Source organism: Pseudomonas sp. Irchel s3f10 (assembly GCF_900187515.1).
Taxonomy (GTDB): Bacteria; Pseudomonadota; Gammaproteobacteria; order Pseudomonadales; family Pseudomonadaceae; genus Aquipseudomonas; species Aquipseudomonas tensinigenes.
This window is the reverse complement of record NZ_FYDZ01000005.1, coordinates 139,405-161,852: the sequence shown is the minus strand read 5'-3', so window position 1 is coordinate 161,852 and position 22,448 is coordinate 139,405. Positions and strand designations below refer to the sequence as shown.

The following is a 22,448-nucleotide window of genomic DNA, read 5'->3' as shown; positions in this document are numbered from 1 at the left end:
CCCCGGACCGGGGCTAGACTCATTCATTACCCAGTCGAGGGGGCCGCAGGACGTCAGCCGTGCCCTGCCCAACTCCGTGACCACCGCCCGGTGGCGCACGCCTCGACCTTCGACGCCGCCGGACTGTGATCCTGTTTCAGGAGCACACATGATGGACGAGGCGAAGCTCAACCAATTCATGGGCAAACTGGTCAACGACATGGGCGGCGCGGCGATGCTGGCCAATGTCATCGTCGGCGAAGAACTCGGCTTGTACCGGGCCATGGCCGACAGTCAGCCGATCAGTGCCGATGCCCTCGCGGCGAAAACCACCTGTAACCCGCGTCTGGTGCGCGAATGGCTCAGCGCCCATGCGGCCTCCGGCTACATGGAGCATCACGACGGCCAGTTCCGCTTGCCGGAAGAACAGGCACTGGCCTTAGCCGTCGAGGACTCGCCGGTTTACGTCGCCGGTGGCCTCGGCGTGGTGGCGTCGTTTTTCCATGACAAAGACAAACTGGTCAAAGCGATGCGCGGCAACGGCGCCCTGCCTTGGGGCGACCACCACCCGTGCATGTTCACCGGCACCGAGCGGTTTTTCCGGCCCGGCTACAAAGGCCATCTGATCGCCGAATGGCTGCCGGCGCTGGACGGTGTGGTGGCGAAACTCGAAGAAGGCGCCAAAGTCGCCGACATCGGCTGCGGCCATGGCGCCTCAACGGTGATCATGGCCCAGGCGTTTCCCAACTCGCGCTTCGTTGGCTATGACTATCACGCGCCGTCGATCACGGTCGCCACCCAGCGCGCCGAGGAAGGTGGCGTCAGCAGCCGGGCGAAGTTTTTTCAGGGCTCGGCCAAGAGCTACCCCGGCGATGACTACGACCTGATCTGTTATTTCGACTGCCTGCACGACATGGGCGACCCGGTCGGCGCCGCCCGTCACGCCTATGACTCGCTGAAAGACGACGGCACCGTGTTGCTGGTCGAGCCGTTCGCCAACGACACGCTGGACGACAACATCAACCCGGTCGGACGGCTGTTCTACGCCGCCTCTACGTTTATCTGCACCCCGAACTCGCTGTCGCAGGAAGTCGGCCTCGGCCTGGGCGCGCAGGCGGGGGAAATGCGTTTGCGCAAAGTGTTTGTCGAGGCCGGGTTCAAACACTTTCGTCGGGCCACGCAAACACCGTTCAACCTGATTCTGGAGGCGCGCAAGTAAGCCTCGCGGGTCGCGTGCTAACCTGCTGGCACTGCCCATTTCGGAGCGCTGACCATGCTTGACAGCCCGACCCGCGACCACCTCGACACCCTGCACAAGGTGATGGCCGATGGCGACTTCCTCGTCCTGACCGGGGCCGGCATCAGCACTCCGTCGGGCATTCCCGATTACCGCGACAGCGACGGTGTACGCCGTGGGCGGCAACCGATGATGTATCAGGAGTTTCTGGCCGCCGCCGAATCACGCCGCCGCTACTGGGCGCGGGCCATGCTGGGTTGGCCGAGGGTGCGTCAGGCGCAGCCGAATGCAGCGCACGAGGCGTTGGCCGGTTTGCAGCGCCACGGGCTGATCCACGACTTGATTACCCAGAACGTCGACACCCTGCACGATCAGGCTGGCAGTCACGATGTGATCGAACTGCACGGCAGCCTGCATCGGGTTCTGTGCCTGGACTGTGGTCAGCGCAGCGAGCGCGATTCGATTCAGCAATTGATGGAACGACAAAATCCGTATCTGGCCGGGGTCGATGCCGTGCAGGCGCCGGATGGCGACACCCTGCTCGATCCGGCGTTCGAGGCGCGTTTTCAGGTACCGCAGTGTCCGCATTGCGCTGGCGAGCGGATGAAACCGGACGTGGTGTTTTTCGGCGAAAACGTCGCGCAGCCCACGGCGGCTCGGGCGATGGCGGCGGCAGAAAATGCAGGAGGGATGTTGGTGGTGGGGTCGTCGTTGATGGCGTATTCGGCGTTTCGTTTGTGCCGGGTGATTGCCGATCGCGGCAAACCGCTGATTGCGATCAATCTGGGCAAGACCCGGGCGGATGATTTGCTGGATTTGAAGATTGAAGCGTCGTGTGAACAGCTTCTACCCCTGTTGGTCAGGGAGCTGGATCGGTGAGTTGCTGCACTCTGCGCTCGACTCAGGACCCAGGCCCCTCACCCTAGCCCTCTCCCAAGGGAGAGGGAACTGACCGAGTTGTCAGGACTGAATACTGCGACCTGAAAATGCTGAGTCGAGCTCACGAGCTGAATATACCTCGATCAGCTCCCTTTCCCCTAACACTAGGCCTTGCCCTCGCCCAAGGGAAAGGGAAAGGGAAAGGGAGAGGGAACTGACCGAGTTGTAGTCAAGCGATACATCGACCTGAAAATTTCGAGTCGAACCCATTTTCTGAAATACCCCCGATCAGCTCCCTTCCCCCTCGCCCCCTTGGGGGAGAGGGTTGGGGTGAGGGGGTAGATCTCACAGTCGCCCCAGATCTTCAGCCTTGAGAATATCGAACAACGCCTGCGCCGCTGCCGACAGTTCATTGCCCGGCTCGGTCAGCACACCAATCGCCCGCTCCACCGAGTCGTCCAGGGTCAGACAGTGGGCGCCGAGCTCCTGCATCTGCTCGGCGCACAACGCCGGGACGGCACTGACGCCCAGACCGCTGGCCACCATCCGCCCGACCGTCGCCAATTGATGGCTTTCAAACTCGACCGGCAACTTCATGCCGCGCGCCTGCAGGTGCTCTTCGAGCATCACCCGCACCGTCGAGGGCCGCTGCAAGGTGATGAACGGCTCCTGCAACAACGTCTGCCAGTCGATCTCGCCGCGCTGCGCCAGTCGCGAATCCTTCGACACCACTGCGACGAAGCGATCCATGTATAACGGCGTAAACGTCATTGAAGTGTTCTGCATCGGCTCGAACGCCACGCCCAGTTCAACCTGGCGATCCCGAACCATTTCCAGCACTTGCTCGTTGATCACGTCATTGACCGTGACATTGACGTTCGGATAACGCGCACGAAAGGTCTTGAGGATCGGCGGCAGCAGGTTGCCGGCAAACGACGGCATCGCCGCCAGCGTCACCCGCCCGCGCTGCAAGCTGAAGCGTTGGCGCATTTCGTCTTCGGCGTTGTCCCAGTCGGCGATCAGCCGTCGCGCCAGTGGCAGCAAGGATTCACCTTCGGCAGTCAGCGCCACATTGCGGGTGTTGCGGCTGAACAGGCGACCGCCCAGGCCCTCCTCCAGCGCTTTGATGGTCAGGCTCAACGCCGATTGCGACAGGTGCAGGCGCTCGCAGGCCACGGCGAAGCTGAGGCTCTGGGCCACGGCGAGAAAGGCGCGGATCTGTTTGATGGTCATGCTCGCTTCGCTCCAGTTGTAAGCTACAAGCGTTAAGCGGCAAGCCATGATGATCGTTCCCACGCTCCTGCGTGGGAACGCAGCCCGTGACGCTCCGCGTCACTGGACGCGGAGCGTCCCTAGAAGCATTACCACGCAGAGCGTGGGAACGATCAAAGCAGCACGCCATAACGCGACTATTGAGCTTTATCAATCAATCGACCTTAAAAATCAACTTAACAAATATATCTTCCAGCGAGACACTCCAACCATTCGGCTAGCCAGCCGCCCGCAAATAATAAAAGAGGTGCATATGGCAGGTTTCGACAAGCGCGTGAGTTCCTACGAGGAAGCCCTGGCCGGGCTTGAGGACGGCATGACCGTCATCGCCGGCGGCTTCGGTCTGTGCGGCATTCCGGAAAACCTGATCGCCGAGATCAAGCGCAAAGGCACCCGCGACCTCACCGTCGTCTCCAACAACTGCGGCGTCGACGGTTTCGGCCTCGGCGTGCTGCTCACCGACCGTCAGATCAGCAAAGTCATCGCCTCTTATGTCGGCGAGAACAAGCTGTTCGAAGAGCAACTGCTCAAGGGCGACATCGAAGTCATCCTGACCCCGCAAGGCACCCTCGCCGAGAAAATGCGCGCAGGCGGCGCCGGTATTCCGGCCTTTTTCACCGCCACCGGCGTCGGCACTCCGGTCGCCGAAGGCAAGGAAGTGCGTGAGTTCAAGGGTCGCAAGTACCTGATGGAAGAATCCATCACCGGCGACTTCGCCATCGTCAAAGGCTGGAAAGCCGACCACTTCGGCAACGTCGTCTACCGTCACACCGCGCAGAACTTCAACCCGCTCGCCGCCACCGCCGGCAAGATCACCGTGGTTGAAGTCGAAGAAATCGTCGAACCCGGCGAACTCGACCCCTCGCAGATCCACACCCCGGGCATCTACGTCGATCGGGTCATTTGCGGCACGTTCGAAAAACGCATCGAACAGCGCACCATCCGCAAATAATTCAGGCTGACGGAGAATAAAAACATGGCACTTACCCGCGAACAAATGGCTCAGCGCGTCGCCCGCGAAATGCAGGACGGCTTTTATGTGAACCTCGGCATCGGCATTCCGACCCTGGTCGCCAACTACATTCCTGAAGGCATGGAAGTCATGCTGCAATCGGAAAACGGCCTGCTCGGCATGGGTCCGTTCCCGACTGAAGACACCATTGATGCCGACATGATCAACGCCGGCAAACAGACCGTGACCGCACGCATCGGCGCGTCGATTTTCAACTCCGCCGAGTCCTTTGCGATGATTCGTGGTGGCCACGTCGACCTGACCGTACTCGGCGCATTCGAGGTGGACGTCAAAGGCAACATCGCCTCGTGGATGATCCCCGGCAAACTGGTCAAGGGCATGGGCGGCGCCATGGATCTGGTGGCTGGCGCCGACAACATCATCGTGATCATGACCCACGCATCGAAGGACGGTGAGTCCAAGCTACTTGCCAAATGCAGCCTGCCGCTGACTGGCGCCGGTTGCATCAAGCGCGTGCTGACCGACCTCGCCTACCTGGAAATCGAAAATGGCGCTTTTGTCCTCAAGGAACGCGCACCTGGCGTCAGCGTCGAGGAAATCGTCGCCAAAACCGCTGGTAAACTGATCGTCCCGGATCACGTACCGGAAATGCAGTTCGCTGCCCAGTGAGGAATTCGAAAATGCAAGACGTCGTAATTGTTGCCGCCACGCGTACCGCGATCGGCAGTTTCCAGGGTTCGCTGGCCAGCGTGTCCGCCGTTGATCTGGGCGCGGCGGTGATCCGTCAGCTACTCGAGCAGACCGGTCTGGACGGTGCGCAGGTCGATGAAGTGATCATGGGCCAGGTGTTGACCGCCGGCGCCGGCCAGAACCCGGCGCGTCAGTCGGCGATCAAGGCTGGCTTGCCCCACGCCGTACCAGCGCTGACCCTGAACAAAGTCTGCGGCTCGGGCCTGAAAGCCCTGCACCTCGGCGCACAGGCGATCCGTTGCGGAGACGCTGATGTGATCATCGCTGGCGGTCAGGAAAACATGAGCCTGTCCAACTACGTGATGCCGGGCGCACGCACCGGTCTGCGCATGGGCCACGCGCAAATCGTCGACACCATGATCAGTGACGGTCTGTGGGATGCATTCAACGATTACCACATGGGCATCACTGCCGAGAATCTGGTCGACAAATACCAGATCAGCCGTGAGCAGCAGGATGCCTTTGCGGCAGCCTCGCAGCAGAAAGCCGCCGCCGCGATTGAAGCCGGCCGCTTTGTCGATGAGATCACCCCGATCCTGATCCCGCAGCGCAAAGGCGATCCGGTGGCGTTCAAGGTTGATGAGCAACCGCGTGGCGACACCACTGCCGAATCCCTGGCGAAACTGCGTCCGGCTTTTAAAAAGGACGGCAGCGTCACGGCTGGCAACGCTTCGTCGCTGAACGACGGCGCTGCTGCGGTCATCCTGATGAGCGCCGAGAAAGCCAAAGCCCTCGGCCTGCCGGTTCTGGCGAAAATCGCCGCCTACGCCAACGCAGGCGTTGATCCAGCAATCATGGGCATCGGCCCGGTGTCGGCCACCCGCCGCTGCCTCGACAAGGCTGGCTGGAACATCGACCAGCTCGACCTGATCGAAGCCAACGAAGCGTTCGCCGCGCAATCGCTGGCGGTGGCCAAGGATCTGCAATGGGATCTGGACAAGGTCAACGTCAATGGCGGCGCCATCGCCCTCGGTCACCCGATCGGTGCATCGGGTTGCCGCGTACTGGTGACCCTGCTGCATGAAATGATCAAGCGTGATGCGAAAAAGGGTCTGGCGACCCTGTGCATCGGCGGCGGCCAGGGTGTGGCGCTGGCGCTGGAACGCGCTTAACCAGAGTTCAACGGTGAATGGCGGATCCACGACATCCGCCGCTCGCTGGCAACAAAAACCCGGTGCGACTTGCGTTGCACCGGGTGTTTTTTTGCCTGTTCGAAATGTGCGTTGAATGTTCCGGCCCTATCGCGAGCAGGCTCACTCCCACATTTTGAGATGCGTTCCCCTGTGGGAGCGAGCCTGCTCGCGAAGGGGCCAGCCCGGCCAGCGAAAATCTAAGGCTTACGCAGCAAGTACGTATCCATGATCCACCCATGCTCCGCCCGCGCCGCCTTGCGCACCCGCTCGATCTCATCCGCGACATCCGCCAGCCTGCCACTGATCAGAATCTCGTCCGGCGTGCCCAGGTAGGCGCCCCAGTAAATCTCGGTTTGCCGATCCGCGACGTGGTGATACGAATCTTCAGCATCGAGCATCACCACCAGACTGTCCGCATCACTCACCTGCCCGGCCGCCAAACGCCGCCCGGTGGTGATTTCAATGGAACGGCCGATCGTGTTCAGCGGCACTTTGTGTTGCGCCGCCAGCGCCTGAACACTGGTGATCCCGGGGATCACCGCAAACTCGAAGGCACAGGTGCCCGAGGCCAGAATGGCCTGGAGGATGCGCACGGTGCTGTCGTACAGCGCCGGGTCGCCCCACACCAGGAAACCGCCGCACTGGCCATCAGACAATTGGTCATTGATCAGCCGCTCGAAGGTCTGCTGCTTGGCACGGTTCAGCTCATCGACACTGGCCGTGTAGTCGACATCGCCGCGCTCGCGTTCCGGGCTGTGGGCTTCGACGAAGCGATAGTCCGGGTCGTCGATGTAGCGCTCACAGATCTCACGGCGCAGGTCGATCAGTTTGTCTTTGCTCTGGCCTTTATCCATCAGGAAGAACACGTCGACCTGATTCAGCGCCTTCACGGCCTGCATCGTGATGTAGTCGGGATTACCGGCACCGATGCCGATCACCAGCAGTTGTTTCATCAACGTGCTCCTTTAACGTCCAGGCCCGGCAAGCGTAGCCGCCAACGCCCGGTGAAGCGCAGTTCGACCATCGACAATGGTTCGACATCAATGTCATGAAACGCGGTGCCGCGCATCACGTGGATCAGCGCGGCGCGGATGACAAACGGATGCGTCACCGCCACTACATGCCCCGGCGTGGCTTGCAGGCTGGTCAGCCACTGCGCCACGCGTTCACACAACTGCGCCACCGACTCACCACCATGGGGTATGGCGTGGGGATCTTCCAGCCAGGCATGCAGCGCGGCGGCTTCCGAGCGTTGCAGGGACTTGATCGACAGCCCATGCCAGCGGCCCCAGTCGCAATCGCGCAGCGCCTCTTCAATTTGCGCATCCGCACCAAACCATGCCGCCGTCTGTTGCGTGCGCAATTCCGGCGCGCAAATCAAGCGCCGCGAGGCATCGAAACGGTCGACCAATGCACCCGACGCCAACCCACTATTTTCAACAGGCTCATTCGTAGGAAAACACGCCAATTTCTGTGCGACGGTTCGCGCATGGCAAATCAATGTCAAACGAGTGGTCTGCACAGGGAACGCTCCGGTAGGCCTTCATGAATATCAACGACGCGAAGCCGTTCTGTGGGTAATTGTGCCGTAAACCGAGGGTTGCGGGGCGGCAGGATAGCCACCGGCAAAAACTGACGACGGCAGGAATACGGCAATATCTGACAGCGTTGTGGGCAATGGACTACAAGCCTTGTCGAATTCCGTGTAGCCCTTGTTACACGGGCACCTCGCTCCATTTTGGCGCTGTTTCAACACGCGGAAAAATTCACTAGACATGTAACGTCAGTTACATAAATACTGTTTTAACGGATTATGAAGCGAATTCAACACCCTCCATCCAGCAGGAGCCCGGATGCCCCCTCTCAGAGACCTGATCACCGATCCCGGCCTGGATCTTACGCCGTCGGAGCGCAAAGTCGTTCGCGCCTTGCTGGATCAGTACCCACGCAACGGTCTGGGGCCGATGGCGCGGCTGGCCGAACATGCCGGCGTCAGCGATCCGACCATTGTGCGGCTGGTGAAAAAACTTGGTTTCGGTGGTTATGCCGAATTCCAGGATGCCCTGCTCAGCGACATGGATCATCGTCTGCGCTCGCCGCGCACGCTGTTACAACCGCGCGCCCATCAGCACAAGGACGACGCCTGGAGCCACTATCTGGGCGACAGCCATCGCCTGCTGGTCGAAACCCAATCGCTGACCCAACCCGAAGACGTGCGCATTCTCACCGACTGGCTGCTTGATGCCCGGCATCAGGTGTACTGCTTCGGCGGGCGCTTCAGCAGTCTGATGGCGACTTATCTACTCAACCACCTGCGTCTGCTGCGCCCCGGTTGCTTCGCTTTGGAAGACAACGCGCAACTGCCCGATCGCCTGTTCGATCTGCAACGCCAGGACGTAGTGCTGGTGTTCGATTATCGCCGCTACCAGACCCAAGCCCTGCGGGTCGCCAGTGCGGCAAAAAACAACAACGCGCGCGTGGTGTTGTTCACCGACATCTATGCCTCGCCGCTGCGCGAACTGGCCGACCTGATCATCAGCGCCCCGGTCGAATCGGCCTCGCCGTTCGACACCATGGTCCCGGCGCTGGCGCAGGTCGAAGCGCTGATCGCCTGCCTGACCCTGCGCACCGAAAACCTCGCCGATCGCCTGGAAGGCATCGATGCCCTGCGCAATGACTTCAACACCCACCTGCTGGAGGATAAATAAGGATGTTCAGCCTTCCCCACCGCTCGCCGCGGGACTTGCCGTTTGTCACCGATCACACCGCACTGTTGCTGGTGGACATGCAGCGTGCCTGGCTCGAACCGCAGTTCGACGCGCACCTCAACGGGCCTGACGCCGAGTACTTCCTGACCCGCGCGCACATGCAGGTGGTGCCCAATCAACGTCGCTTGCTCAGCGCTTTTCGCGAGGCGCGGCAGAACGTGCTGCACACCATTATCGAAAGCCTTACCGCCGATGGCCGCGACCGTTCGCTCGATCACAAGCTCTCGGACATGCACCTGCCCAAGGGCAGCGTGCAGGCCAGGATCATTGAAGACCTGAGCCCGGTGGAAAACGAGATCGTCCTGCCGAAGACGTCATCGGGCGTCTTCAACTCGACCAACATCGACTACGTGCTGCGCAACCTGCAAACCCGTCACCTGATCATCGCCGGCATCGTCACTGACCAATGCGTCGACATGGCCGTGCGCGACGCCGCCGATCGCGGCTATCTGGTCACGCTGGTCGAAGATGCCTGCGCCACCTACAGCGCCGAACGCCATCACGCCTGCCTGAATGCGATCAAGGGTTACTGCTGGATCACCGACACCGACACCGTGCTCGCCCGCCTGCAGGAGATGCAGCCATGAGCACGCGCCTGACGCCGCTGCCGATGACCACGCTGGTCACCACCGACCTGATCGGCATCACCCGTGGCCGCTCGTTTCCCACTGATGAACTTGAGCACTATCAAGGCGCCGGGTGCGGCTGGGTGCCGGCCAACAGCGCGTTGACGCCGCAGGACATCATTGCTTCAACCAATCCGTGGGGCGCTTATGGCGATCTGCGGCTGATTCCCGATCTGAGCAGCCGCGTCACCGTAGGCAACGGCCCGGACGCCAACGCGCCGGCACTGGATTTCATTCACGGCGATATTCGCGAAACCGATGGCCGCCCGTGGGGCGCCTGCCCGCGCACGCTGTTGCGCGACGAAATCGAGCGTTATCGCGATGAACTGGGCTTGCAGGTCAACGCCGCGTTCGAACATGAATTCAACCTGCACGCCGGTTTTGCCGAGCATCTGGCGTTCTCCCTCGAGGCCCAGCGTCAGGGCGCCGAGTTCGGCGGCTGGCTGCTCAGCGCCTTGCGCGCCGGCGGTGTCGAGCCGGAAATGTTTCTGCCCGAATACGGCAAGCACCAATACGAAATCACCTGCCGCCCGACGCTCGGCGTAGCGGCGGCCGATCGCGCCGTCAACGTGCGTGAGATCACCCGCGAGATCGCCCGGCAAATGGGCCTCGACCTGAGCTTCGCGCCGAAGACCGCCGCCGACGCGGTGTGCAACGGCGTGCATCTGCACGTCAGCCTGCTCGATCTGGCCGGCCAGCCGATGCTTTACGACGCTGGCACCAGCAATGGACTGTCGAGTCTCGGCCAGCATTGGGCGGCGGGGATCCTCCATTACCTGCCGGCACTCTGTGCCTTCACCGCGCCAACGCCGGTGTCGTACGAGCGCTTGCAACCGCATCACTGGAGCGCCTCTTACGCTTGTCTGGGTCAACAGAACCGCGAGGCGGCGCTGCGCATCTGCCCGACCGTAACCCTTGGCGGCAAATCCGTGGCCAATCAGTTCAACCTCGAATTCCGCGCCATGGACGCCACCGCCTCGCCGCATCTGGCCATGGCGGCGCTGCTGATCGCCGGACGACTGGGCATCGAACAGCGTCTGGCACTGAACGCGATCACCGATGAAATTCCCGATTCACTCAACGACGAGCAACGCCAGGCCCGGGGCATCGTTGCCCTGCCTGCCTCGCTGGCCCAGGCGCTGGATTGCCTGCGCAACAGTGGCGCCTTCACTGCATGGCTGCCCAAGCCGCTGCTCGACACCTATTACGCCCTGAAAACCGAGGAACTGGCGCTGACGGAACAGCTCTCGCCCGCTGACTTGTGTGAGCACTATGCACGCCTGTACTGAATCCACCGAGTTGGGGTTGTACACCCTACCGGCCTATAACCTGAGCCGCGAAGACTCGACGCACCCGTTGATTCTGGTGTGCGAACACGCCAGCCGCTACATCCCCGAAGCCCTGAACAATCTGGGCCTGGACGCTGCCGCCGCTGCTGAACACATCGCCTGGGACATTGGTGCACTGCAACTGGCTGAACAGCTATCGGAGAGGCTCGGCGCCACTCTGTTGAGTGCCAATTATTCGCGCCTGCTGATCGATCTGAACCGGCCACGCCATGCCCCGGACAGTATTCCGGCGCAAAGCGAGATTTATCAGGTGCCGGGCAACCGTGAACTGGACGAAGCCACCCGCGAATACCGCCGACAGACCTTGTTCAAACCGTTCCACGCGCGCTTGCAAACCTTGATCGACGAGCGTGTTGCTCAGGGCCAAGCAGTTCGTGTGGTGGGGATTCACAGTTTCACTCCGGTGTATTACGGCCAGCCGCGACCGCTGGAGGCCGGCGTGCTGTTCGGTCAGGCCAAGGCCTACGCGCAACGCCTGCTCGATGGCCTCGGCGAACATCCTCTGAAAGTGGCCGGTAATCAGCCGTACAAGATCGATCCGCTGGGCGACATGACCGTGCCCGTGCACGGCGATGCCCGTGGCCTCGACTCGGTGTTGATCGAGGTGCGCAACGACTTGCTGCGCAGCCCCGAAGCCGTATCGCGCTGGGCCGGATACCTCGCGCCATTGCTGTAGTGAATGAAAGACTGCTGACGCTGTAAACGATGGACCGATAACAACTAAAACGACCGACTGGCTGACAAGGAGTTGCGCTTCATGGAAATTGAAGAATTCGGCTACAAGCAAGAGTTGAAACGTAGCCTGACGCTGACCGACCTGGTGGTGTACGGGATGATCTTCATGATCCCCATCGCCCCGTTTGGTGTGTACGGCTACGTAAACGCCGAGGCACCGGGAATGGTGCCGCTGGCGTACATCATCGGCATGGTGGCGATGCTGTTCACCGCGCTGAGTTACGGCAGCATGGCCAAGGCTTTTCCGATCGCAGGTTCGGTGTATTCCTACGCGCAACGCGGCCTCAATCAACACGTCGGCTTCATCGCCGGCTGGCTGATGCTGCTCGATTACCTGCTGATCCCGCCGCTGCTCTACGTCTACGCGGCGATGGCGCTCAACCATTTGTACCCGGACATTCCGAAAGTCGGCTTCATTCTGGCGTTTCTGGTCAGCGCGACCTTCGTCAACCTGCGCGGCATCACCTTCACCGCACGGATGAACATCATCTTCCTGCTCGCACAACTGGTGGTACTCGGCATTTTCCTGTTCTACGCGTGGAATGCCCTGCACAACGGTGGCGGTAACGGCGAGCTGACCCTGGCGCCGCTGTATCACGCGGAAACCTTCAACTTCGCCCTGCTGATGCAAGCGGTGTCGATTGCGGTGCTGTCGTTCCTCGGTTTCGATGCGATCTCCACCCTCGCCGAAGAAATCAAAGGCGATCCGGGCAAGAGCGTCGGCAAAGCGGCGTTGATCACGCTGGTGGTCATGGGCGTGATTTTCGTTGCACAAACCTGGATCGCCACCGATCTGGCGGCGGGCATGGGTTTCAAGTCCGCCGACACCGCGTTCTATGAAATCGCCGAAATCGCCGCCGGCAGCTGGCTGGCGACCCTGACCGCTGTTGCGACGGCGCTGGCCTGGGGCGTGGCCGTGGCCATCACCTCGCAAGCCGCTGTTTCGCGCCTGCTGTTCGGCATGGCCCGCGACGGCAAGCTGCCGAAAGTGCTGGCCAAGGTACACCCGAAACACAACACGCCGTACCTGAGCATTTATCTGGTGGCGGTGCTGTCGCTGGTGATCTGCTACCTGTTCATCAACTCGGTCGACACCCTGACCTCGCTGGTCAACTTCGGCGCGCTCAGCGGTTTCATGCTGCTGCACCTGACAGTGATCAACTACTACTGGCGTCGGCAGAAGTCCGGTCAGGTCGTACGCCACCTGATCTGCCCGGTGATCGGCTTCATCATCGTCGCGGCCATCATGTACAACATGGGCGTCGATGCGCAGAAACTCGGTCTGATCTGGATTGCTCTGGGTCTGGTGTACCTGTTCTTCCTCAACAAACTCGGCGCCAGTACCGCGCTGCCCGACCCGAGCAACGGCTGACAAGAAAAAGAGCGGCGTCTGACAACAAATCAGGCGACCGCCGATTTATCGCGTGGAAACCGACAGTGATAGTCAGGTTCGGCGACTTTGCCGAACCTTTTGATACAGGAGTACATCCATGCTGGTCTTACGCCCAGTCGAGCAGACTGACCTGCCCCAGCTCCAACAATTGGCCCGCGACAGTCTGGTGGGCGTGACCTCCCTGCCGGACGACAGCGAACGCCTGCGCGAGAAAATCGCCGGTTCCTGCGCCTCGTTCGCCAACGCGACAGAGGCTAACGGCCCGGAGAATTACTTCTTTGTGCTGGAAGATCCGGATGATCAGAGCCTGCGCGGCTGCTCGGAGATTCTCGCGACGGCGGGATTTGACGAGCCGTTCTACAGCCTGCGCAACCGCCATTTCACCAGCGCCTCACGCGAGCTGAACATCGAACACGGCGTGCCCGCGCTGTCGCTGTGTCACGACCTCAATGACCACACGCTGCTGCGCGGCTTTCATATCGACACCGCGCTGGTGCGTACGCCGTTCTCCGAGTTGTTGTCACGGGCGCGCCTGTTGTTCATCGCCGCCCATGCGCCGCGCTTTGCCGAGGCGGTGATTACCGAAATCGTCGGCTACAGCGACGAGGAAGGCCATTCGCCGTTCTGGGATGCACTGGGCAAACATTTCTTCGACCTGCCCTACGCGGAGGCCGAACGTCTTTGCGGCCTGCAGAGCCGCTCGTTCCTGGCTGAACTGATGCCGCAATACCCGATCTACGTGCCGATGCTGCCGCAAGCGGCGCAGGACTGTATCGGTCGCATTCACCCGGACGGTCAGGAAGCGTTCGACATCCTTGAGCGTGAAGGCTTCGAAACCAACAGCTACATCGATCTGTTCGACGCTGGCCCGACCCTGTATGCGCGTACCTCGAATATCCGTTCGATTGCCCGCAGCCAGACTGCAACGGTGCAGCAACAGCCACAGATCGATGCCCGTGGCCGTTACCTGCTGAGCAACGATGCGCTTCACGGCTTTCGCGCGATCATGGCCGAACTCGATTTCCAACCCGATCAACCGCTGTCCCTCACCCCTGCAATGTGTGCGGCGCTGAACGTGACCGATGGCAGCCCGATCCGGCTGATTGCCCTGTGAAACCCGCGCGGTTGCGCAGTCAACGACAGTGCCCGAACAGGCCCGCAAAAGGAGTTACAGCATGATTGTCCGCCCGGTCAAAGTCAGCGACCTGCCAGCCTTGATGGCGCTGGTGCAACAGGCCGGCCCGGGGTTCACCACCCTGCCGGCCAACGAAGATCGCCTGTCCCACCGGGTCCGCTGGGCACAACGAGCGTTCGCCGAACAGGTGGAACGGGCCGACGCGGACTATCTGTTTGTGCTCGAAGACGACGACATGCGCGTGGTCGGCGTCAGCGCACTGGCCGGGGCGGTCGGCCTGCGCGAGCCCTGGTACAACTATCGGCTCGGGTTAACGGTGAGTTCGGCGCCGGATCTGGGTATTCAGCGGCAGATCCCGACGCTGTTTCTCAATAACGAACTGACCGGCCAATCGGAGCTGTGCTCGCTGTTTCTTGGCCATGATCAGCGCCACGGCAGCAATGGCCGCCTGCTGTCACTGGGGCGTTTGCTGTTCGTTGCCGAATTCCCGCACCTGTTCGGCGAAAAGATGATTGCCGAACTGCGCGGCAGTGCCGATGAACACGGTTGTTCGCCATTCTGGGACAGTCTGGGCCGGCATTTCTTTCAAATGGACTTCAGCCATGCCGATCACTTGTCAGGCCTTGGCAACAAATCGTTCATCGCCGAACTGATGCCGCGCCAGCCGCTGTACACCTGCATGCTCACCGAACAGGCCCAAGCGGCGATCGGCCAGGCACACCCTAATACCGAGCCGGCGCTGAAGATCCTCCAGGCCGAAGGTTTTACCCACAAAGGCTACATCGACATCTTCGACGGCGGCCCGGTGATCGAAGCGCCGGTGCGCAATATCCGCACCGTCCGCGAAAGCGTCGAGCTGACCCTGAGCCTCGGCAGCCCGGATGAACAGGCACCGCTGTGGTTGATTCACAACCGCCGTCTGGAAAACTGCCGCATCACCGTCGCCCGCGCCCGCCGGGTCGGCAGCAGCCTGGTGATCGACCGCCTCACGGCCAAGCGCCTGCAACTGCAACCGGGCAATTCGGTGCGCGCGGCAATGCTGCCCAATCAACAGCAACAGGCGGTGGCGGCCTGACGGTCACCACCGCAAAAAGGTAAATCCTTTCAGCAAAAGGGTCCGCGACAACCTGTCCCTTGCAAATTCGTCATGATCATTGACCCATTCGCGTGATAGCCTTTTCATTCTTCGGCGTTGACACCTTTGTTCAAGCCTTTCCATTCCTTTGTATTGGTGGAACTCGTATGACCAGGCTTTCCCATCAAGATTTGCGCCGTAACTTCCGTCAACTGCTGGCTTCCGACACCTGCTATCACACGGCGTCGGTGTTCGATCCAATGTCCGCGCGCATTGCCGCTGACCTGGGTTTTGAAGTGGGCATCCTCGGCGGTTCCGTGGCCTCGTTGCAGGTGCTCGGTGCCCCGGACTTTGCCCTGATCACCCTCAGCGAATTCGCCGAACAGGCCACCCGCATCGGCCGCGTCGCCCAACTGCCGGTGATCGCCGACGCCGACCACGGCTACGGCAACGCCCTCAACGTGATGCGCACCATCGTCGAACTGGAACGCGCCGGCGTCGCCGCCCTGACCATCGAAGACACCTTGCTGCCGGCACAATTCGGCCGCAAATCCACCGACCTGATCACCGTTGCCGAAGGCGTCGGCAAGATCCGCGCGGCATTGGAAGCCCGGGTTGATACGGAAATGGCGATCATCGCCCGTACCAATGCCGGTATTTTGCCGAACCAGGAAATCATCAGCCGCACTCGCCAGTATCAGGCGGCCGGGGCTGACGGCATCTGCATGGTCGGCATTCAGGATTTCGATCAACTCGAGCAAATCGCCGAACACCTGACCGTACCGCTGATGCTGGTGACCTACGGCAACCCGGCGCTGCGCGACGACAAACGTCTGGCCGAACTCGGTGTGCGCGTGACCATTGATGGGCATGGTGCGTACTTTGCGGCGATCAAAGCGACGTATGACAGCTTGCGTGAACAGCGGCAGATCTTTACCCAGGCGTCCGATCTGAGCGCGACCGAGTTGACGCACACCTATACCCAGCCGGAGGAATACATTCTCTGGGCCAAGGAATACATGAGCGTCAAGGAGTGATGGGTTGGCCGGGCTGACGCCATCGCGAGCAGGCTCACTCCTACAATTGATCAGTGTTGAACACAAATACTGTGTGCACTGAAGATCTACTGTAGGAGTGAGCCTGCTCGCGATAGCAACAGCCGCTACTCCGCTAAACCGGTGTCTTGTAAGCCTCCTCCCGCTGCACTGCCCGCGCCTGAATCACATTCAGAATCGCACAGCCCTCGCGCATCAACAGATGCACTGCGCTGGTCACCCGCGTCAGATCACAATCGGAAATGCCCTTGAGGTTGAGACTGGCGAATGTGTCGGCCAGATCGCGCACAACCACAAACCGATGCATCGCACAGGCGGCCATGTCGCTGAGTTCTGAGTGGGTATTGAGGAAGAGCACCGGGGATTCGGCGTCGTAGGTGTCGATAGGGAGGAAGCGGGGCATTACTTGATCACACATTGGTATAACTCCTGTATTGAGAGAGCTACCACCAGTCGCGGCCAAACGAGGAAGGTGGCAGCCGTACGCGGGTTGGCCGACCGGATACAGGAACCGGCACACCCGAAGGTGTCCCACGCACAGCCGCCATAACACAACATCACAGACAAACATCGACTGAATATGTTGGGCAGACTGTACGTCTCTGTATCGACCGGCCAAGGTCGTTCGCGGTGTTTTTCCGCGAGCCCGAACTATAGGGGTCGATACCGAAATGCGGCAACAGGGTACGTTGTAGGAAACGTCTTGGAAAGTTGTACGCCGTCCGCGACTTCCACTTTTCCGACAAAAGCCCCTCACCCTAGCCCTCTCCCAGAGGGAGAGGGAACTGATTGGGGGATGCTCGGGATCTACGCCGACGTGAGAGATCGCGCTGAATGCAAATCTGAATTCAACTTGATCTGCCGGTTGCCACATGGACCACAAACAACACGGTCAGTCCCCTCTCCCTCTGGGAGAGGGTTAGGGTGAGGGCAAATGCACCTGGCACCCACCCGCATCAGTCACACCACAAACCCACTCACCGCGGCTTGGCTAACTCCATGATCATCCGCGACAACAGATAAATCCGTGGCGCCACACTCGCCACTTCGGCGTATTCCTCCGGCGTATGAATATTGCCGCCCACAATCCCGAAACCATCCAGCGTCGGCGTGCCAACCCCGGCAGACAGACTGGCATCCGCCGCGCCCCCACTGCCCTCCTCGGTCAACTTGCGGCCAATCTCGCCATAAATCCCCTGGGCCATGGCCATCAGACGGTCCGACTCAGGCGTCTGCGGCATCGGTGGCAAGCCGCGCTGCAACGAAGTCTTCACTTCCGTCTCAGCAATCAGCTTGTCCTGCGACACCCGCGCCAGATCCTTCTCGATCCGGTCGAACTCCTCCGGCACCGCCGCGCGCACGTCAGCCTTGGCCGTGGCTTGATCGGGAATCACGTTGGTACGATCGCCGGCCTTGAGCACGGTGAAGTTGATGGTGGTTTTCTTCGCTTCATCGCCGAGCTTGCCCAGTTGCAGAATCTGATGCGCGGCTTCCATCGCGGCGTTGCGCCCCAGTTCCGGCGCGACGCCGGCGTGCGCGGCTTTGCCCTTGACCTCGACCAACGCCGTCGCGCTGCCCTTGCGCCACACCACCAAGCCATCGGCCGGGCGGCCCGGCTCAAGGTTGAGGGTCACGTCGTGCTGTTTGGCGGTTTTCTTGATCAGGTCGGTGGCGACGTCCGAGCCGGTTTCTTCACTGGCGTCGAGCAGGAAGGTGATTTGCGCGTAGTCCTTGAAGTCGAGATTTTTCAGGACTTTCAGTGCATAGATGCCGGCGACGATGCCGCCCTTGTCATCCATCACCCCCGGCCCGTAAGCGCGGCCATCCTTGATATGGAACGGCCGCTCGGCCGCCGAACCTTCCTTGAACACCGTGTCCATGTGCGCCATCAGCAGGATTTTCGCCTTGCCCGTGCCTTTAAGCGTTGCCAGTACATGGTTGGATTTTTCCGGCGTGTTGGGCACCAGTTCGATGGTGGCGCCGAGTTTTTTCAACTCATCGATAGCGATGTCGCTGACTTGCTTGAGGCCCGGTTCATAGCCGGAACCGGAGTCGATATTGACCAGCCGTTCCAGCAGCTTCAGGGCTTCTGGCTGGTATTGTTCGGCGTCAGCGAGCACTTGTTTGTGCGGTTCGGCGAAGGCGTGGGCAGCGGAGAAAGCGAGAGACAGGCCGAGGCTGGCGGCCAGCAGGGAGCGAGAAAATGAGAACGTCATGAAGCGATCCTTGTTTCGCGTCGGGGGGATTCAACCGTACCCGACATCGGCGCGAGGCTCTACACCGAATGCGACACTGATCTAACCGACAACACACAAACCCTGTGGGAGCGAGCCTGCTCGCGAAGGCGTCGTGTCAGGCGATATCAATGTTGGCTGACCCAGCGCTTTCGCGAGCAGGCTCGCTCCCACAATGGATTTGTGGTGATGCGGATCAAACCGAATCCAGCAACGTCCGCCGGGGCTTGTCATCGCAATTGCAGATCACCCGGTTACGCCCGCCTGCCTTGGCTTCATACAACGCCTGATCGGCATCATTGAGCCAGCGCGTCGCGTCAGCATGCGCCGGGTCGTACGCCGCCAGGCCAATACTCAAACTGACCTTCAACGCCGGATTCTGCTCATAACCCAGAATCGCGAAACGCTCGCGCAACGCTTCCATGGCCTGCGCGGCGTTGAACAGCGGCAGATCCGGCAAAATCACACAGAACTCATCACCGCCATAGCGCCCGGCAACGTCAGTCGCCCGCAGGTTTTGTTTAAGTAATTTGCTCAACTGGCGCAACACGATGTCGCCCGCAACATGGCCGTAAGTGTCGTTGATTGCCTTGAAGTGATCGATGTCGATCAGCGCAATCGCCGCGCCCTGTTTCTGCCGTTTACAGCGCTGAAAAGCGATCTCCAGTTGATCCTTCCAGGCGCCGTGATTGAGCAACCCGGTCAGGCTGTCGGTGCGGCTCAGGGCAAGCAATTCGCGTTTATGCCGACCCAAGGTGTAGGCCTGGCGAAAGCAGATCCAGCCCAGCGCCAACGGGTACAGCAGCAGCAACGGAAAACAGGCGTACATCTGCGCAGGCGTGGTCTGAGGAACGAATGCCGGCGCAAAGACCACCAGCCCGACGCCGACCCCGAGCAATTGCGCCGCAGAGCCTGCCAATAGAAAACGTGAACCACCGATAGCGACGTTGTTCATCGCCATCATCGAAATGGTCGTCGCCGTGGGCAGCGGATTGAAATGCATGGCGGCAAGCCAAAAGCCGCCGAAAAAGGCGTCGATCAACAGATTGCGGTGTTCAGCGTGGTAAGGAACCCGGGCGCGGCGTGCCCATTGAAACGCCAGATGCGGCCAGACCAGGCCGTTGAAGAACATCAGTGCCCAGACCCACAGCGGCGGATCGAGCGAGTACATCGCCACACTCACGCACACGAGCCCCAGAATCAACCCGAGGATGCGCGATGTATAAAGCCTCCTGGCCAATGAAAGTCCCTTTCCTCCGGTATTTCCCATAAGGACCTCGATCACGCACACCGCAGGACGGATGTGCAGGAAGTCTAACAGGGCGACGTTAAATAGCCATCACCGGCCAGCGGGCTGAATAGAGCGACATCAGGGCCGCGCACAGTGCAAATATTTGGCTATACATGAAAGGAGCAAAATGGAAAAACAACTATAAGAAGGAGGCCCATGCACACCTATCACGTGTTGATCATCGGCAGCGGTTTTGGCGGTCAATGTGCTGCGGTCAACCTGTTAAAAGCCGGAATCGACGATTTTCGCCTGCTGGAGCGACGGGACTTCTTCGGCGGCACCTGGTGCCAGAACACCTACCCCGGCGCGGCGGTGGACGTGCCGTCGCCGCTGTATTCGCTTTCCTTCGCGCCGTACCGCTGGTCGCAGATGTTCGCCGGGCAGGCCGAACTGCAGCGCTACACCGAGCACGTTATCGAGCAATTCGGTTTGCGCGAACGCGTAGAGTTGCAAGCCGATGTCGAGCGTGTCGAATGGGACGACACGGAAAAACGCTGGGCCGTGCACACCGCCAGCAAAGGCACCTTTTATGCGCAGTTCCTGATCAATGCCACCGGGCCATTGAGCCAACCGGTAATTCCGCAATTTCCCGGCCGGGATCGCTTTCAAGGCAAGACTTTTCATACAAACAATTGGGATCACAGCTACGACTACCGCGGTAAACGTGTGGCCATCGTCGGCAGCGGCGCCAGTGCCGTGCAGGTGATTCCAGCCATTGCGCCGCAAGTCGATCATCTACACGTGTTTCAGCGCACGCCGCATTGGGTGTTGCCCCGCGCCGATCGTCAGTTCGGGCCGTTGCAACGCTGGCTGCTTGGCCGCAAACCCGCCTACAAACTGTTGCGCTGGCTGATTTACTGGCAATTCGAAACCCGGGTCATCGCCTTCAAATACTCGAAAGCGGCGATTCACATGGTCCAGCAGCACGCCCTGCGTTTTCTCAAACGCCAGGTACCGGACCCGGTACTGCAAGAAAAACTCACCCCGGACTTCACCATCGGCTGCAAACGGGTACTGGTTTCCAGCACCTATTACCCGGCGCTGAGTCGTGCGAATGTCACCTTGCATACCCGCGAACAAGGCATTGCTTCCATCGACGAAAGCGGCATCAACACCGAGGACGGTCAGCACATCGATGTTGATCTGATCGTCTGGTCGACCGGTTACGACGCCACCGACGGGGTGATTTCCTACCCGGTCAGCGGAAAAAACGCCGTGCAACTCAGAGAGGTCTGGGCGCAATACCCGCGCGCCTATCTCGGCACCAGCCTGCCGGACTTCCCCAACCTGTTTATCGTCACTGGGCCCAACACCGGCATCGGCCACACCTCGGCGCTGTTCATCATCGAGTCGCAGATGAACTACATCCTCGACTGCATCCGCACCGTGCAGGCCAAAGGCCTGCGCAGCATCGAAGTGCGCCCCGAAGCGGAACGTACCTACACTGAGATGATTCATCGGGAGATGGAACGCACGGTCTGGAAGTCCGGCGGCTGCCACAGTTGGTATCAAAGCAAGAGCGGTCATGTGATCGCGATGTTTCCCGGCTTCAGTTTCAGCTATCACCGCTTGACCCGAGCGCTGAAACCGGCCGACCACATTCTGTCCTGAACACGTAAAAGGAAGACGTCGATGCTTTTGCTGTTTGTCGCCCTCGCGGTTTTCGTGGCCTGGAGCTGGTTGAGTTATCCGGCGGTCGGTCATTGGCTGTACGACCTGAACATGGCCATCGAGGCCAAGTTGTACAAATTGCACAAGATCGAAGTGCCGATCGCCGAGATGACCGTCTCGACCTGGCAGGGCGGGCCGTATGAAGCGGCCAGCGCGATTCTGATGCTGCATGGCTACAGCGGCGACAAGAACCTGTGGCTGCGCTTTTCCCGGCACTTCGTGCGCGAGTATCGGGTGATTATTCCGGACCTCGCTGGCCATGGTGAAACCGGCTTCAAGGCTGGCGGCGGCTACGACATTCCGCTGCAAGCCAAACGCATGATCCAGTTGCTCGACGTCTGCGGCGTGGAGAAAGTCCATGTGATCGGCAACTCGATGGGCGGCTACATCGCGGCGTGGCTGGCGGCGACTTATCCTGATCGCATTGCTTCGGTGGCGCTGATCGATCCGGCGGGCGTCACCGCACCCGAGGTCAGCGACATGGAGCGGCATCTGGCGCGCGGGCATAACCCGTTTCTGATCAACTCGCGGGAAGAGTTTCGCCAGTTTTACGCGATGACCATGGAGTCGCCACCGTGGGTGCCGAACCTGGTGCTGGACGCCATCGCCCAGCGCTACGAACAACAACGCGATGAACTGGAAGAGATCTTCCGCGATTTTCGCGCCAGCCCGCCAATGGAGCCGAAACTACCCGACATCAAATGCCCGGCGCTGTTGCTCTGGGGCCGCAAGGATCGGCTGATCGACGTCAGCAGCGTGCCGGTGTGGAGCAAGGGCATCGCCAATTTGCGCGTGGATGTCTGGGATCATGTCGGGCATATGCCGATGGTTGAACAGCCGGGGAATACTGCAGAACTTTATCGCGAGTTTTTGGAAAGCCAGAGATGACAATG

The 22,448-nt window shown here is 60.6% G+C and carries 21 protein-coding genes; 15 read left to right on the top strand and 6 right to left on the bottom strand.

Annotation, left to right across the window (positions count from 1 at the left end; genetic code table 11):
* Positions 1–151 precede the first annotated feature (151 nt).
* Positions 152–1,198: a class I SAM-dependent methyltransferase gene (locus CKW17_RS13745; protein ID WP_095120236.1), complete on the top strand. Its 1,047-nt coding sequence runs from the start codon at positions 152–154 to the stop codon at positions 1,196–1,198.
* A 54-nt stretch (positions 1,199–1,252) separates the two neighbouring features.
* A complete protein-coding gene (locus CKW17_RS13740) occupies positions 1,253–2,095 on the top strand; it encodes an NAD-dependent protein deacetylase (protein WP_095120235.1) in 843 nt (280 codons plus the stop codon).
* A gap of 345 nt (positions 2,096–2,440) precedes the next feature.
* Here CKW17_RS13740 and CKW17_RS13735 read toward each other — a convergent pair whose 3' ends face one another.
* Entirely contained in the window at positions 2,441–3,328 is an 888-nt protein-coding gene (locus CKW17_RS13735) for a LysR family transcriptional regulator (protein ID WP_095120234.1), read from the bottom strand.
* A gap of 292 nt (positions 3,329–3,620) precedes the next feature.
* Here CKW17_RS13735 and CKW17_RS13730 point away from each other — a divergent pair, with 292 nt between their 5' ends.
* Genes CKW17_RS13730 through CKW17_RS13720 form a run of 3 tightly spaced genes read left to right on the top strand, consistent with a single transcriptional unit; the run spans position 3,621 to position 6,202 of the window.
* Positions 3,621–4,319, top strand: coding sequence for a CoA transferase subunit A (locus tag CKW17_RS13730; RefSeq protein WP_007919568.1), 699 nt, complete (start codon positions 3,621–3,623; stop codon positions 4,317–4,319).
* A gap of 24 nt (positions 4,320–4,343) precedes the next feature.
* Positions 4,344–5,009, top strand: a complete 666-nt coding sequence (locus CKW17_RS13725) for a CoA transferase subunit B (protein WP_095120233.1) — start codon at positions 4,344–4,346, stop codon at positions 5,007–5,009.
* Positions 5,010–5,020: 11 nt separating this feature from the next.
* On the top strand, positions 5,021–6,202 hold the full coding sequence (locus tag CKW17_RS13720; protein ID WP_095120232.1) for an acetyl-CoA C-acetyltransferase: 1,182 nt from the start codon (positions 5,021–5,023) through the stop codon (positions 6,200–6,202).
* Positions 6,203–6,420: 218 nt separating this feature from the next.
* Here the strand turns inward: CKW17_RS13720 and cobF are convergent, their stop codons facing one another.
* Entirely contained in the window at positions 6,421–7,176 is a 756-nt protein-coding gene (gene cobF / locus CKW17_RS13715) for a precorrin-6A synthase (deacetylating) (RefSeq protein ID WP_095120231.1), read from the bottom strand.
* Positions 7,176–7,745 (bottom strand): histidine phosphatase family protein, encoded by a 570-nt coding sequence (locus CKW17_RS13710; protein ID WP_095120230.1) that lies wholly within the window; start codon positions 7,743–7,745, stop codon positions 7,176–7,178. The genes cobF and CKW17_RS13710 overlap by 1 nt, the downstream gene beginning before the upstream one ends.
* 331 nt (positions 7,746–8,076) lie before the next feature.
* Here CKW17_RS13710 and CKW17_RS13705 point away from each other — a divergent pair, with 331 nt between their 5' ends.
* The 8 genes from CKW17_RS13705 (at position 8,077) to CKW17_RS13670 (ending at position 16,341) form a co-directional block, all read left to right on the top strand.
* On the top strand, positions 8,077–8,931 hold the full coding sequence (locus tag CKW17_RS13705; RefSeq protein ID WP_016983252.1) for a MurR/RpiR family transcriptional regulator: 855 nt from the start codon (positions 8,077–8,079) through the stop codon (positions 8,929–8,931).
* A gap of 2 nt (positions 8,932–8,933) precedes the next feature.
* The gene (locus tag CKW17_RS13700; protein WP_095047512.1) at positions 8,934–9,578 is read left to right on the top strand and encodes an isochorismatase family cysteine hydrolase; all 645 of its coding nucleotides are present in this window, start codon (positions 8,934–8,936) and stop codon (positions 9,576–9,578) included.
* Positions 9,575–10,906: a glutamine synthetase gene (locus tag CKW17_RS13695; protein WP_095120229.1), complete on the top strand. Its 1,332-nt coding sequence runs from the start codon at positions 9,575–9,577 to the stop codon at positions 10,904–10,906. Before CKW17_RS13700 ends, CKW17_RS13695 begins: the two co-directional genes overlap by 4 nt.
* On the top strand, positions 10,890–11,642 hold the full coding sequence (locus CKW17_RS13690; RefSeq protein ID WP_095120228.1) for an N-formylglutamate amidohydrolase: 753 nt from the start codon (positions 10,890–10,892) through the stop codon (positions 11,640–11,642). Before CKW17_RS13695 ends, CKW17_RS13690 begins: the two co-directional genes overlap by 17 nt.
* Positions 11,643–11,723: 81 nt before the next feature.
* Entirely contained in the window at positions 11,724–13,073 is a 1,350-nt protein-coding gene (locus CKW17_RS13685; RefSeq protein ID WP_077572161.1) for an APC family permease, read from the top strand.
* Positions 13,074–13,191: 118 nt separating this feature from the next.
* Complete coding sequence (locus tag CKW17_RS13680; RefSeq protein WP_095120227.1) at positions 13,192–14,208, top strand: arginine N-succinyltransferase; 1,017 nt, start codon at positions 13,192–13,194, stop codon at positions 14,206–14,208.
* 61 nt (positions 14,209–14,269) lie between these two features.
* Positions 14,270–15,304, top strand: coding sequence for an arginine N-succinyltransferase (astA, locus tag CKW17_RS13675; protein WP_095120226.1), 1,035 nt, complete (start codon positions 14,270–14,272; stop codon positions 15,302–15,304).
* Positions 15,305–15,471: 167 nt separating this feature from the next.
* Complete coding sequence (locus CKW17_RS13670) at positions 15,472–16,341, top strand: oxaloacetate decarboxylase (protein ID WP_007919546.1); 870 nt, start codon at positions 15,472–15,474, stop codon at positions 16,339–16,341.
* 133 nt (positions 16,342–16,474) lie between these two features.
* Here the strand turns inward: CKW17_RS13670 and CKW17_RS13665 are convergent, their stop codons facing one another.
* The 3 genes from CKW17_RS13665 to CKW17_RS13655 all read right to left on the bottom strand — a co-directional run bounded on the left by CKW17_RS13665 (position 16,475) and on the right by CKW17_RS13655 (position 19,863).
* Positions 16,475–16,777, bottom strand: a complete 303-nt coding sequence (locus CKW17_RS13665; RefSeq protein ID WP_038369113.1) for a hypothetical protein — start codon at positions 16,775–16,777, stop codon at positions 16,475–16,477.
* A gap of 559 nt (positions 16,778–17,336) precedes the next feature.
* A complete protein-coding gene (locus CKW17_RS13660) occupies positions 17,337–18,575 on the bottom strand; it encodes a M20/M25/M40 family metallo-hydrolase (RefSeq protein WP_095120225.1) in 1,239 nt (412 codons plus the stop codon).
* A gap of 214 nt (positions 18,576–18,789) precedes the next feature.
* Positions 18,790–19,863: a diguanylate cyclase gene (locus CKW17_RS13655; RefSeq protein ID WP_095120224.1), complete on the bottom strand. Its 1,074-nt coding sequence runs from the start codon at positions 19,861–19,863 to the stop codon at positions 18,790–18,792.
* Between the two features lie 177 nt (positions 19,864–20,040).
* On the opposite strand from CKW17_RS13655, the gene CKW17_RS13650 reads away from it, so the two are divergent.
* Positions 20,041–21,495, top strand: coding sequence for an NAD(P)/FAD-dependent oxidoreductase (locus CKW17_RS13650; protein ID WP_095120223.1), 1,455 nt, complete (start codon positions 20,041–20,043; stop codon positions 21,493–21,495).
* A gap of 21 nt (positions 21,496–21,516) precedes the next feature.
* The gene (locus CKW17_RS13645; protein ID WP_095120222.1) at positions 21,517–22,443 is read left to right on the top strand and encodes an alpha/beta fold hydrolase; all 927 of its coding nucleotides are present in this window, start codon (positions 21,517–21,519) and stop codon (positions 22,441–22,443) included.
* The last annotated feature ends 5 nt before the right edge of the window (positions 22,444–22,448 follow it).

Bases quoted from the DNA above. Each gene is read 5' to 3' on its own strand.
- CKW17_RS13745 (WP_095120236.1), top strand. From the start codon at position 152: ATGGACGAGGCGAAGCTCAACCAATTCATGGGCAAACTGGTCAACGAC.
- CKW17_RS13740 (WP_095120235.1), top strand. From the start codon at position 1,253: ATGCTTGACAGCCCGACCCGCGACCACCTCGACACCCTGCACAAGGTG.
- CKW17_RS13735 (WP_095120234.1), bottom strand. From the start codon at position 3,328: ATGACCATCAAACAGATCCGCGCCTTTCTCGCCGTGGCCCAGAGCCTC.
- CKW17_RS13730 (WP_007919568.1), top strand. From the start codon at position 3,621: ATGGCAGGTTTCGACAAGCGCGTGAGTTCCTACGAGGAAGCCCTGGCC.
- CKW17_RS13725 (WP_095120233.1), top strand. From the start codon at position 4,344: ATGGCACTTACCCGCGAACAAATGGCTCAGCGCGTCGCCCGCGAAATG.
- CKW17_RS13720 (WP_095120232.1), top strand. From the start codon at position 5,021: ATGCAAGACGTCGTAATTGTTGCCGCCACGCGTACCGCGATCGGCAGT.
- cobF (WP_095120231.1), bottom strand. From the start codon at position 7,176: ATGAAACAACTGCTGGTGATCGGCATCGGTGCCGGTAATCCCGACTAC.
- CKW17_RS13705 (WP_016983252.1), top strand. From the start codon at position 8,077: ATGCCCCCTCTCAGAGACCTGATCACCGATCCCGGCCTGGATCTTACG.
- CKW17_RS13700 (WP_095047512.1), top strand. From the start codon at position 8,934: ATGTTCAGCCTTCCCCACCGCTCGCCGCGGGACTTGCCGTTTGTCACC.
- CKW17_RS13695 (WP_095120229.1), top strand. From the start codon at position 9,575: ATGAGCACGCGCCTGACGCCGCTGCCGATGACCACGCTGGTCACCACC.
- CKW17_RS13690 (WP_095120228.1), top strand. From the start codon at position 10,890: ATGCACGCCTGTACTGAATCCACCGAGTTGGGGTTGTACACCCTACCG.
- CKW17_RS13685 (WP_077572161.1), top strand. From the start codon at position 11,724: ATGGAAATTGAAGAATTCGGCTACAAGCAAGAGTTGAAACGTAGCCTG.
- CKW17_RS13680 (WP_095120227.1), top strand. From the start codon at position 13,192: ATGCTGGTCTTACGCCCAGTCGAGCAGACTGACCTGCCCCAGCTCCAA.
- astA (WP_095120226.1), top strand. From the start codon at position 14,270: ATGATTGTCCGCCCGGTCAAAGTCAGCGACCTGCCAGCCTTGATGGCG.
- CKW17_RS13670 (WP_007919546.1), top strand. From the start codon at position 15,472: ATGACCAGGCTTTCCCATCAAGATTTGCGCCGTAACTTCCGTCAACTG.
- CKW17_RS13665 (WP_038369113.1), bottom strand. From the start codon at position 16,777: ATGTGTGATCAAGTAATGCCCCGCTTCCTCCCTATCGACACCTACGAC.
- CKW17_RS13660 (WP_095120225.1), bottom strand. From the start codon at position 18,575: ATGACGTTCTCATTTTCTCGCTCCCTGCTGGCCGCCAGCCTCGGCCTG.
- CKW17_RS13655 (WP_095120224.1), bottom strand. From the start codon at position 19,863: ATGGGAAATACCGGAGGAAAGGGACTTTCATTGGCCAGGAGGCTTTAT.
- CKW17_RS13650 (WP_095120223.1), top strand. From the start codon at position 20,041: ATGCACACCTATCACGTGTTGATCATCGGCAGCGGTTTTGGCGGTCAA.
- CKW17_RS13645 (WP_095120222.1), top strand. From the start codon at position 21,517: ATGCTTTTGCTGTTTGTCGCCCTCGCGGTTTTCGTGGCCTGGAGCTGG.